The organism is Microcystis sp. M_QC_C_20170808_M3Col (assembly GCF_007095505.1).
Classification (GTDB): domain Bacteria; phylum Cyanobacteriota; class Cyanobacteriia; order Cyanobacteriales; family Microcystaceae; genus Microcystis.
Genome location: NZ_SFBY01000422.1, coordinates 1 through 11,651 on the forward strand (window position 1 = coordinate 1; position 11,651 = coordinate 11,651).

At 40.4% G+C, this 11,651-nt stretch carries 11 protein-coding genes; 10 read left to right on the forward strand and 1 reads right to left on the reverse strand.

What is annotated here, in order from left to right; translation table 11 throughout:
* Positions 1-160 precede the first annotated feature (160 nt).
* Entirely contained in the window at positions 161-1,120 is a 960-nt protein-coding gene (gene cysK / locus EWV84_RS19445) for a cysteine synthase A (RefSeq protein WP_286825478.1), read from the forward strand.
* A gap of 210 nt (positions 1,121-1,330) precedes the next feature.
* Here cysK and EWV84_RS19450 read toward each other — a convergent pair whose 3' ends face one another.
* A complete protein-coding gene (locus tag EWV84_RS19450; protein ID WP_287079457.1) occupies positions 1,331-2,059 on the reverse strand; it encodes a hypothetical protein in 729 nt (242 codons plus the stop codon).
* Positions 2,060-2,580: 521 nt separating this feature from the next.
* Here EWV84_RS19450 and EWV84_RS19455 point away from each other — a divergent pair.
* The 9 genes from EWV84_RS19455 to EWV84_RS19495 form a co-directional block, all read left to right on the forward strand.
* Positions 2,581-3,732, forward strand: coding sequence for a T6SS phospholipase effector Tle1-like catalytic domain-containing protein (locus EWV84_RS19455; protein WP_287079458.1), 1,152 nt, complete (start codon positions 2,581-2,583; stop codon positions 3,730-3,732).
* A 181-nt stretch (positions 3,733-3,913) separates the two neighbouring features.
* The gene (locus EWV84_RS19460; RefSeq protein WP_287079460.1) at positions 3,914-5,428 is read left to right on the forward strand and encodes a glycoside hydrolase family protein; all 1,515 of its coding nucleotides are present in this window, start codon (positions 3,914-3,916) and stop codon (positions 5,426-5,428) included.
* Positions 5,429-5,508: 80 nt separating this feature from the next.
* Positions 5,509-6,135 (forward strand): SH3 domain-containing protein, encoded by a 627-nt coding sequence (locus EWV84_RS19465; RefSeq protein WP_287079464.1) that lies wholly within the window; start codon positions 5,509-5,511, stop codon positions 6,133-6,135.
* A gap of 52 nt (positions 6,136-6,187) precedes the next feature.
* Positions 6,188-7,096, forward strand: a complete 909-nt coding sequence (locus tag EWV84_RS19470) for a hypothetical protein (RefSeq protein ID WP_287079466.1) — start codon at positions 6,188-6,190, stop codon at positions 7,094-7,096.
* A 58-nt stretch (positions 7,097-7,154) separates the two neighbouring features.
* Positions 7,155-7,538 carry a hypothetical protein gene (locus EWV84_RS19475; protein WP_287079468.1) on the forward strand — a complete coding sequence of 128 codons (384 nt, stop codon included), beginning with the start codon at positions 7,155-7,157 and terminating at the stop codon, positions 7,536-7,538.
* A gap of 80 nt (positions 7,539-7,618) precedes the next feature.
* Entirely contained in the window at positions 7,619-9,295 is a 1,677-nt protein-coding gene (locus tag EWV84_RS19480) for a DUF4127 family protein (RefSeq protein ID WP_287079471.1), read from the forward strand.
* Positions 9,296-9,331: 36 nt separating this feature from the next.
* The gene (locus tag EWV84_RS19485; protein WP_287079474.1) at positions 9,332-10,351 is read left to right on the forward strand and encodes a hypothetical protein; all 1,020 of its coding nucleotides are present in this window, start codon (positions 9,332-9,334) and stop codon (positions 10,349-10,351) included.
* Between the two features lie 250 nt (positions 10,352-10,601).
* Positions 10,602-11,153 carry a glycoside hydrolase family 75 protein gene (locus tag EWV84_RS19490; RefSeq protein WP_287079476.1) on the forward strand — a complete coding sequence of 184 codons (552 nt, stop codon included), beginning with the start codon at positions 10,602-10,604 and terminating at the stop codon, positions 11,151-11,153.
* 40 nt (positions 11,154-11,193) lie between these two features.
* Positions 11,194-11,651 (forward strand): helix-turn-helix domain-containing protein (locus tag EWV84_RS19495; RefSeq protein WP_287079478.1); only part of this gene is annotated, 458 nt, incomplete at its 3' end.

Below are 11,651 nucleotides of genomic sequence, written 5' to 3' on the forward strand. Positions count from 1 at the left end.
CTAGATCCAATAAACGCTTGGGGAGAGAATACCTCTACTTTTTCAGAAGCAATTCTGTCTAAGCAAGTAATCTCTGTGAACCAAGAATCCCCGTCTCTTTAGAGCGGGGAGTGTCAACGCTATAACTAAGCACACGAATCACCTAGACCGAGAAAATATCATGCGTATCGCTCACGATGTTACCGAATTGGTTGGCCGCACACCTTTAGTACAATTGAATCGGATTCCCCAAGCGGAGGGCTGTCTTGGCCGAATTGTGATGAAATTAGAAGGGATGAATCCCGCTGCTTCCGTCAAAGACCGGATTGGCACTCACATGATTAATAGCGCCGAAAAAGCGGGTTTAATCAATCCAGAAACCACGGTTTTAGTGGAACCCACTTCTGGCAATACGGGAATTGCCCTAGCGATGACTGCGGCAGCTAAGGGTTATCGCTTAATTTTAACTATGCCGGAAACGATGAGTTTAGAGCGCCGGGCGATGTTAAAAGCCTACGGTGCTACCCTAGAACTTACCCCCGGTTCCCAAGGTATGAAAGGGGCAATTTTACGCGCTCAGGAAATCGTTGATAGTATCCCCAGCGCTTATATGTTGCAACAATTTCGCAACCCTTCTAACCCAGAAATTCACCGTCTCACCACTGCTGAGGAAATTTGGCAAGATACGGAGGGACAGGTAGATTTTATTGTTGCAGGTGTGGGTACTGGAGGCACGATTACGGGAGTCGCTGAGGCAATTAAACCCCGTAAACCTAGTTTTCAAGTAGTCGCGGTGGAACCTTTCAATAGTCCAGTGATTTCTGGTGGTAATCCCGGTCCCCATAAAATTCAAGGTATCGGTGCGGGTTTTATTCCGGAAGTTTTACGCACAGATCTGATTGATGAGGTAATTACTGTCAGTGATGAGGAAGCTTTTCAATTTGGTCGTCGTCTGGCAAAAGAAGAAGGTTTGCTTTCAGGGATTTCTTCCGGTGCTAATCTTTGTGCGGCGATTCAATTGGCCCAACGACCGGAAAATGAGGGTAAATTAATTGTGGTGATTCAGCCTAGTTTCGGGGAACGTTATCTGAGTACGCTGATGTTCCAAAATATCGAGGAGCGCGAGTTAACTTTGGTGTAAAAAAAATATCGTATTCAGCCTCTAGCAGTCAGCATTTAGCCTTAGCTTTAACTATAGCAGTTATCTTCATGGTGGGGTAGCATTCAGTTATCAGTTATCAGTTATAATACTAAATCCGGTTATTAAAAACTGATTATTTATTCTCCCTTTTGCCTCTCCTCATAAGTAGCCTATACTTAACGGATTTAGTATCAGATGTGAGTTTTCATTTCACTGTTTACTGTTCACTGATTTGAGGACGGATTTTCTCACCGATAGCGGCATTTGTAGAGGTTGCGGTTTGGTTGCTTCTTTGCTGGCAAAATTATCGAGTAAAGCCGATCGCACTTGCGTATCGGTTTCTCGCGAGAGAAGATAACGGAAGTATTCTTGGCATTGTTCTCGACGACTGGGGGAAAGTTGCATTTCACTTAAACGTCGGACTGCCATTAAGCGCATTAAGGGATCATTGACTGTTAATTTTTCTAACCAGCGATCAAAGTTTTTTGACTCATTTTGACCGCGATGGTCGAGAAAATGCCATCCTAGCAGGATTAAAGTCAAAACCGTGCCAAATCCTTGCAAAATTGAGGCCAGGGCCAACCAGCGATTTTCGGCATAAGTCCAAATTGCCAGAGCGAGATAGGTGGCTAAACTGCCCAAACCGCCACAGACTACCGCTAAAGTTAACTTACCGCTATCGGCACTGAAAAAAGCACGCCCCCACAGCCACAGCGAGCGCCAGTTTTGACCCTGGAGATGGTAAACTCCGATCATCGCCCCCACCCCGGTTAAAGTGGCCAAAACTAACTGCCAATTCCACGCCCAGAGGATCAAAAAACTAGCACAAGCTGCCGCCCATGTCAAGAGTTGACGGTTTTTTTTTGCCGCGAGAGTTTTGATGACTCGACGCTGCAGAGCGGGGGAAAAATAGGGACGAAGACGGAATACTGAAGACACGGGAAGTTTTTCACTGAGGGTTTGATGATTACTATAGCCTGTTCTCAGGCAGACAGATCATTTTTCTTGGTAAAAATCCTCCCAAGGAAAAGAGCGCAGTGCTAGGGTGGGCTAAAATTGCGATCGAGAATCGGCTAAAGTTCAGGTTGGCGAGCTTAGGTATTAAGATGGTTTGCAATCAAACTCAACTTTTTTTATTAATAAATAGCTCAACAATATTCTGTAAACTTATATACATAAATCTAAAGAAATGTATTAATTTGCCGTCTTTAGGGCAGCAAGTTCTGATAGACGATCTAAAGTAGTAAGTATAAATACCGCATCTAATTTTACCTAGTCACGCCAGCTATCTAACTCATCTATATCACTTCCGAACAGAGTTAGAACTTCCTTTGTCTTGGTTGAGTCTTGCGGAAATTTTACCTTAAGGAAAATCTCGATAATTTTGAGTCATGATTCACTAGAATCCTCAAATATTCCATAAACTGGCGAGTTTTAAGAAACCTAGGAGGTTCATCGCTATGAAAAGCCGTCTTATTGTTTGTTGTGATGGAACTTGGCAAGATTTAGGACAAGGTTATCCTACCAATGTTGTCAAAATGGTGCAAGCTATCACACCACTTGATGATAGTAAGGGCAACCCCATCCGTCAAATCATCTACTATGACGAAGGGATTGGGACAAAACAATCTAATGCCGAGGTAACTGATACTTTAATTAAAATTGCTGGAGGTGCTTTAGGCATTGGCATGGATCATAAGATTGAGGATGCCTATCGTTTTCTGTGCTTAAACTATCAACCTGAAGATGAAATTTATCTCTTTGGGTTTAGTCGGGGAGCTTACACTGTACGCTGTTTAGCTGGGTTAATTTATAATTGTGGTTTGTTGTATCGAGAATTTATCCGACAAATCCCCAAAGCCTACGAAATTTACCGAGAAAAACAAGACCCAAATAACGCACCTAACGGTAAAAATGCCATTGATTTCCGTAATCAGTATGGACGACGAGTTCCCATTAAAGCCTTATGCTGTTGGGATACGGTTGCTTCTTTAGGTATCCCCGATATCGTTCATTCTCTGCACTTGGATGAAAAGTTCAACGAACGTTATCGCTTTTATGATTCGACCATCAATCCTACAATTGAAAAGGCGTTTCATGCAGTTGCCATTGATGAAATTCGTAAAGTATTTGATGTAACACTAATCCGTCCCCATTCTACCCACATCAGACAACAAAAAGAACAAGTGGTTCAGGTTTGGTTTCCAGGGGGTCATGGTTGTGTTGGTGGAGGTTCTCAGGAAGAATCTGGCCTATCCGATGGAGCTTTATTGTGGATGATGGAACAAGTCGAAGCCTTGGGTTTGGCCTTAGATAAAAGTTATATTCAACATGAAGTTCATCCCAATTGTAGTGCGAGTTTTGATAATACGTCAAAATGGCCATTTAATGTAGCGGGAACAGCACCTCGTCAGTTTGAAGGGGATGTTAGCAATTTACATGAAAGTGTTAAAAATCGCTGGACAGACCTGAATCTTAATCCACCCTATGAACCTGCTATTCGCGAAATTCAAATGATTCTTGAGAAAGAGCTTGGTGCTTTCAGAAAGAAAGAAATAGTAAATAGGGGGAGCATCTCATTTATGCAAGTGAGTAATTATACTTATCCCTAGAACTGGTTTCTAGCAAGGCTTTCAAAATAGCTTGACATAAAAACCTGATTTAGGGGTTACAAAGGTGAGATGCTCCCGAAATAGGAAATAGTCTCTGTTTAGCACTTCGCTGCCTCAAAAATGTCGCTTTCACTTTACTTACATAAACACTCATAATCTGACCTAATTAGGAGGATTTGCCATGAAAGTATCACAGAACTGTATTGATCTGATCAAAAAGTGGGAAGGTTGCAAGCTTACCGCTTATAAGTGTCCAGCTGGCGTTTGGACGATTGGAATTGGAACAACTTGCTATCCTGATGGACGACCTGTGAAACAAGGGGATAAGATTACTGATCAACAAGCGGAAGGCTTCCTTGTCCATGAATGTGAGGAAAAGGCCAAGGCTGTGGATAAATTGGTAAATGTTGATCTAAATCAAAATCAGTTTGACGCTTTAGTTTCCTTTGCTTATAACGTAGGCATTGGAGCTTTTCAAGACAGTACCTTACGACGTAAACTGAATGACAAGGATTATGAGGGGGCTGCCAATGAATTTAAACGTTGGAATAAAGCAACAGTTAACGGAGTAAAAGTTGTACTTGAGGGGTTAACAAATCGCCGTAAAGATGAGGAAGCTTTATTCCGTAAAAATGATAGTTTTGGAACTCCTATTGAGCTTGAAGTCTCTCCTGAACATTCTGTAACTTGGTTGAAAGGATATTTAGATGGGGGAAATACGGTAGTTGTTGCCTACAATGATCAACAAGTGGTAGAGGTTGTCAAACTAGAAACCAATTTTAAAGATGATTTGATCGATCTGTTGCAACAATATCCTAATGCTCGGAATTTTCATCTTGCTGAACCGGGGAGTCCTATTCCGCAAGCAGCACAAGTTTTATTCGCAGGTCGTAATCAAACCCTTTCTCAAGTGGAAAATCCACCTCAATTAAATCGAGGACTGTTACTCAAAGGCATGAGTGATGAAGATGCTCCAGGCCATGATATCCGAGAAATGCAGGAACGCTTAAAAGATTTAGGCTATTACCAGAAAGAATTGGATGGTATCTTTGGCAGTGGCACGGATGAGGCGGTCAGAAAATTCCAAGCTGACGTTTTTGGTCACTCCGAAGCAGATGGGAAAGTCGGACCAAAAACTTGGGCTAAATTGTGGGGAGAAGAAACAACACCCCCACCTACTCCTCAACCTGCTCTCGGAAGTTATCTCCGACTGACTAAAACTAACCAGAAAGACGGTGATGGTTTATATATTCTCATTTTGGAATATATCAAGAATGGACAGGTAAAAGATCATCTTAAAGTTTGCTCTGGACAACGGAGTAAACAACTATTCCGTACAGGTCCTCAAAGTGTATCGGGTTCCATGGAACCGCTGCCTGAAGGCAAATGGTACATTAATGACATTCTCTGGGCAGGTGGCAAAGATAAATATGGACCGACTGTTTTTAGTAATGGTCTGGGTCCAGTTACTATCCCTATCAAATATGTCAGACCGAATTCCACAGGGCGAAGTGCTATTGAAATCCATATTGATTGGAATGGAAAATATTGTCATGGTCCCTGTCCAGGAACGGCAGGTTGCCTTGGTATCTACGATATTGCTGACTACAAAAAATTAGTTAGTTGGCTACGAGATACTAATCCCCGTGATCTATATGTAGATTGGGGTCTAGGAACTTGTCCTCAACCTCAATAATAACTCACTCAAGGGTGATCATAGTTAAATTTCAAGTGGTCGCCCTACTCTTTTTTGATTCGGTGATTTACTCACGAACAATGTACAAACTTTTACTGGCATCAGCCTTATTCGTAAGTGTGGTGATTAACCCTCTGCACGCAGAACAGTGTGAACAGTTTGCTGTTACCGCTTCGGATGGTTATGTCAATGTGCGTTCTGTTCCTAGGGTTCAAAAAAATAATATTGTTGGTACATTACCAACTGGATTTTCTCTTTCTCTGACAATAAAACGTCAAGGTTGGTGGCAAATGAATTCACCTTTTCAAGGTTGGGTTACGGGCAACCAAATCGGCAAAGTTTCTTGCGATAAAGCCCATGACCTTTTATATAAAGTGGGATATCCTACCATGAATCATTTAGGTAAAAAGGCGATACAAGGTGATCGCATGGCCGCAGAAACCCTCATTAAAATGTCTGGTGCAATGGATGGGGCAAGTGCGGAAATTTATGCCGAATCCATTACCAATTTTGCTAACCAAAACCCGAATTTTTTGCTCTCAATTTTAAAACAGCAATCTTCATTAAATCGTCAAATGTCATTACGATTAATTGATTTTGGACTCGGCATTGGTAACTCATCAGAGCGTCAAAAATTTGAAGCAATTATTATTCAATTGCCTTCTGACAACATGGTCAAACAGGATTGGCAAAATAGAAATAGATAATAATTCCGTTTAATTGTCTTTTCATTTTTCATATTGAGTAGAGGTTAAAACCATGAACACTAATCTTTCTTCTAAAGATAAAGAGATTTCTGAAATCAATAAAAATCGCTCAGAAATTACTTGGAATCGGGTTGATAGTGTTAATACAATAATGCTTTTGATCATTGCAGTCTCAAATGTTTTCATCAATTTGAACCTTAATAGTGTTAATCAAAAACTAGAGGATGCTAAATTTTTTGAAACTACCATCGATCACTTAGCTTCTAATGCGGAAAATCGAGAAATTGCACTGAGTATGCTGTATTCCTTGTATATTCTTGAGGAAAAACTGCCCAAACACCGAGATATGTTGATAGACGTTTCAGAGACAATTCTTGAAACCAATCTTACCTCTCAAGAAAAAAATATCCCGATTTCACAAAAAGCTCTGAAAATCATTAAAGCACTAGATGCCGAAAAAGCAAAAGAAGTGGAATCCAAAATAGCGCAAACACCAGGAAGTAAAACCGATCCTAATCCAAATATAAGTGAAGAATCAAAATCAATAGATAAGTCTGATCTGGAAAAAAATAATGCTTTTGTGAGTGCTTTACTAAACACAGTAGAACAAGCTAAAGATGAAAAAAAAGGGTTAGTTTTTATTCAATACAACAATCAAAACAAGAAGGAAGATATTGATAAATTCAGAGAAACATTATCAGAGAAATGGAATGCTCCAGGGATAGAATTTATTGCAGGATATAAGTCTCCTTCTGGCAAATATGGAGATATTCGGTACTTCCATACAGATGAAGAAGCGTTAGCTAATGAGCTACAAGTAACTCTTAACCAAAAATATTGTACTGAAAAACCAGAAGGATGTTTTGTTACCCATGATCTATCAGAAAATTATCCTAATCTCCCTAAAAAACAATTTGAAATTTGGATTGATGTCAACAAAATACCAGAGCCATTTCATTAAGCTAATTATTTAGTGTGATCTCAAATCTCACAACCTTCATAGAAAAGGAGGAAAGATAATGCAAAACAAAAATCTCCCTGTAACCATAGACTCAAAACTAATCTGGAACGATACAGGAATTAATCTTGTCGCTGGACAAGAATATCATTTTCAAGCAACAGGTCAATGGACAGACTGGACAATTACCTCTAATGCTGATGGTTATGAAAGTCCTAATTTCTTTCTGAAACTATGTGAAGGACTACGACGAATGCCTAATTCAGCTTGGTTTTCACTCATTGGTTCAATTGATAAAGATCAAGATAGTTTGTTCCTCATTGGCACAAATAAACAGTTTACAGCCCCAAAAACAGGACGGCTTTACTGCTTTGCTAACGATGTGATCATCGCCTATGGCAATAATCGAGATAGCATCCAACTCACTGTAACTTCCTTAACTTGACAAAGGGAAAATATCCTATTTGTGAACCGTATGCTTTTGTTAAAGTAACCTGTCCAGAATCAGGCCAAAAAGGAGAAAAAATGATGACTACCCAAAAACTGAAAGCTCTAGTCAATACTGTTATCAAACAATCTACCCTAGATAGTAGCCAGATTACCGACCATACTCAAAAATTTTCCTTGACAGCAGGAGATAAACTTGAGATTAATGATTACAAATCTGCCGCCAATAACCACTGGGAATTAGAATTAACAACCCCTGTTAATCAGATGACGAAATGGTTCGCTTATATTCCCCATGTCGAAATTAAAAGTAATGACCCTGTGGCCAAGATATTACAAGACATTAAGCTGTCTCAATTTAAGGTGTATCACCGACCAACAGAACAAGATGGAGATGGAGTGGGGATTCCCCCTAATGGACAAGACAACCGCTCTGAACGGATTTGCCCTGTTTACGTTCTTAGTCCAAGAAGACAAACAGATTCTTTAGTTAGACAACTGATTACACTGCTTCGGGTCAAGGATACAGCGTTCATTATTGCAGAACGATTGGTACAATATCCTGAAGACTATCTCCCCACTATTTCTCAATTTGAAAAAGCGGTTATTGTCCAATCTTTTGTTGGTGTCGGTCCTCCTCAACCGGATTCAACTCCTTATCCAGATTGGGCAAAAGAAAGACACGACAAAGAGTTGTGGAGACTCGAACAATCTATCCGTCTATTACAGTCGATGAATCGAAAAATCTCAGCTGTCGTTTGTGCGATGGGAGATTCTCAAAAACATTCATCCAAAGATGTGCGAGAAACAATGCAAACAAGATTATACAATCTTCTGGATAAGTATAATCTCTCGGATCTCAAACAGCCAATTACTTGGGGAGCAGATGAATTAGTAGCAATGGGAATCGCTCAAACTCTTCCTAAAACTAAAGTGCGTGTCCGCATCTCTAATAAGAAGACTGAAATGTGGTACGACGGGCGACGACCACCACGAGAACTTGTGACTGAAAAATTACAAGCAGTTGGTTTAGAGGAATCAGAAACTAATTGGGATTTCGAGGTCGCTATCCTAACTCGTCGTCAAAATGGTAGTATTGATGATTATCAAAAAGACGACCAGGAACAAGCCCAGTTAGATGAGCAATTTCTGGCTCAATATAAGAACTATTCTTCCGAGCAGCGCGCTAAATTAGTTATCATTGATGGCCGACTTTTTAATGGGGCTTGGAATGCCACTTCTGTGTTACCTTATGATGATTTATTGGCCTTTGGTAGCTGGGGAACATTTGGCAATTGTGTTGGCTCAACTTTGGCGGTGGCAAAAATTATTTTCTACGCTAAAAATCCCGCCGCTCAAAGACAACTTTACCTAGAGGCAATTGCTCATGATGTTTTTGCTAATGGCTATAAAGAAGTTCAACGACCCGAAGAACCTAAAAGCTTCTGTAATCAGCTAAAAAATCAAACAGGAATCACTTTCAATCATTACGACGGATATGATAATCCTGCTACGGTCAAAAAAGTCTTTGAGGTCTTAAATCGGCAAGTTAATACCAGAATGCAGGAACATTTTACCGGACTTCCCCTTGTTAATAACCGAGTCTTCCGAATTACCCCGCAATTTTGGCGCACTTTTGAGAGTGAAGTCCACATCTGGCCAAGATTACCAGAGGAAATTCATAAAGTTGGTATCTATCGTACTGATCTGGAAGCGATCGCTTTTAATCCTTCATTGGGCGATCAATTCGTCTAACAGTAAATTTTTCAACAATCCCATAGGAGAAATACCATGACTTCCCTACAAATTATCAATCCTACCAATCATGCTCGCTTTGAATGTCTAAAACCTGTTACTTTTACAGGCAAAGTAAATTCTGGAATAGTCACTGTAGAACTCAAAGCAGATGACAAATATCCCTTGGGCAGTGGTCAGGTTAAAACAGACGGTTCTTGGTCGATTACTTATTCAGGATTCACGAATCCTGGTGATCGCAAAATTACCGCTATCGCTCACACTCAAACCAATCAAAATAAAGAAGAAACTAGCATTCTGATTCATGTGGCAGACCCTTCACCCCTCATGGATTATGCTAAAACTATTTATGGGGGTTTAGTTTTAGATGCTTACAAAAACCTCCAACACACCCAGTCTCTGCCGACAGATCACAGGTTAACTGATGCCGAAGGATGCCGGTTATTTGAACAAGGAATACTGCCCATTCTTCAGTCCAAAGAAACCTTTATGGAAGCAACGGAGGAAGGTCGAAACAAACTAAACGAATTAGTTGAACAAAAAAAAGATCAATACGGTATTCATCTTGCACCCTGCGCTTATTCTGTCTCCTGTGTGATGAAATATCTGGCTGAAAAGTTAGGATTAGCCACCGTCAAAGCACTTTTCCAAGACCCCTGTTTAATTGATAATGTTCAAGTTACAGGCGTTGAGACAAAACTGCGTCGTCTCGGTTTTCTCTACTTTCTGAAAAAAGATTACCTAGCACCTCGTGGGGCAATTGGAGCAAGATGGCCTCGAAATAATCAGGATCAATCGGATCACATTTATTACATCACCAAAGATGGAGCAAAACGGACTCAATTTCCCAACCCAGAGAATTATTGGGATGATCAACAGGGCAAACACGAAACCGGAATAAACGGGCCTAAATGGCAAATTAAAGACCTTCATGCTGAAAACCTCGATTTCTTCGATCACGTTTATATGCAATGGGAGAATGGCTATACCGAAGGATTTTGGTTGCCACCGGGTATTTATCCTTTAAATCGTGGTTTCAATCTGTCGAATCTTTAGTTCCGTATTCTAACAATGCCCATGGGCCGACCGTTTAAAGTAAGTGGCACTTCGGTAATAGCTTAGTTTCTAATGGCAATTGGTCAGTCTCTTATCGTTTTACTGACAACGGCCAACGTCAAATTGAAGCGAGAGGATTTGATCAAGATAATCATTCTGTTGCTAGTGAAAAGATTACTTTAGAAATTAAAGCGTCTCCCATAAGCTGTGAACCAAGAACGAAACTCTTTGAAATTGGCGGTCATTCTGTTTGGCAAATTCAGGACAAACCGCTTTTTTCTATCAATCAAAAATGAGTATTGATGCCGATGGTGCGCCTAATGCTTATCACCCAGACAATATTGGCTTAGATGATCTGAAAAATGCCGGTTATCCAAATACGTCTTGGTGGAAGAATATTCTTGTCCCTGACCCTCAAAATCCTAATCGAGCTTATGAGCAACCCTCTAGACCCTATCAAGGTTATTTTGTCTCTATGACAGCTTTACAGGATGGAACTAGGGCAAAAACTGATCCCAGTCGCTATGTTGGTTCTACTCGGATACCCTATATTGTTCTCCCCGGTGGTGGCAGTGCCGGGGCAAAACTGGGGTATCTTGCCGTGGTTTTTAATGGTAAAAACGGCAAGATTGTCAATGCGATTTGTGCAGATGTTGGTCCATCCAACAAAATTGGCGAGGGTTCAATTGCCCTTGCTGAAGCGTTGGCCATTCCTTCTAGTCCCCGAACAGGTGGTGTGAGTAGCGGTGTTATACTTTGCACGGCTATAACTTGCATTTTTTACTCAAAGACAATAATATAGTTTAAGGGTCATAATTAGAAGCAAAGCACTCATTGAAAACATGATTAACCTAGAATTCACGGAAGAAGAAAAAAACTCACTGTATTATGAAAGATTTCATCATCCCCATCCCCGGGTTCAACTGAAGATGGAAGTTCTTTGGCTAAAGAGTCAAAAAATATCGCACCCAAAAATTTGTCAGTTAGCAGGAATCTCGCCAAATACCTTATTAACTTATCTTCGAGATTATCAAGAGGGCGGAATAGAAAAATTAAAAGAAATCAACTTCTATCGCCCTAAAAGTGAATTAGAGTCTCAAAGAGAAACGCTCAAAAAATATTTCGAGAAAAATCCACCAGCCACAATAAATGAAGCTGTATATAGAATAGAAGAATTGACGGGAATAAAACGAAGTCCCACCCAAGTAAGGAAATTCTTGAAATCAATGGGAATGAAATGTTTAAAAGTGGGTTCTCTTCCTTCTAAAGCTGACCGGGATGAACAAGAAGACTACAAAGA

Bases quoted from the DNA above. Each gene is read 5' to 3' on its own strand.
- cysK (WP_286825478.1), top strand. From the start codon at position 161: ATGCGTATCGCTCACGATGTTACCGAATTGGTTGGCCGCACACCTTTA.
- EWV84_RS19455 (WP_287079458.1), top strand. From the start codon at position 2,581: ATGAAAAGCCGTCTTATTGTTTGTTGTGATGGAACTTGGCAAGATTTA.
- EWV84_RS19460 (WP_287079460.1), top strand. From the start codon at position 3,914: ATGAAAGTATCACAGAACTGTATTGATCTGATCAAAAAGTGGGAAGGT.
- EWV84_RS19465 (WP_287079464.1), top strand. From the start codon at position 5,509: ATGTACAAACTTTTACTGGCATCAGCCTTATTCGTAAGTGTGGTGATT.
- EWV84_RS19470 (WP_287079466.1), top strand. From the start codon at position 6,188: ATGAACACTAATCTTTCTTCTAAAGATAAAGAGATTTCTGAAATCAAT.
- EWV84_RS19475 (WP_287079468.1), top strand. From the start codon at position 7,155: ATGCAAAACAAAAATCTCCCTGTAACCATAGACTCAAAACTAATCTGG.
- EWV84_RS19480 (WP_287079471.1), top strand. From the start codon at position 7,619: ATGATGACTACCCAAAAACTGAAAGCTCTAGTCAATACTGTTATCAAA.
- EWV84_RS19485 (WP_287079474.1), top strand. From the start codon at position 9,332: ATGACTTCCCTACAAATTATCAATCCTACCAATCATGCTCGCTTTGAA.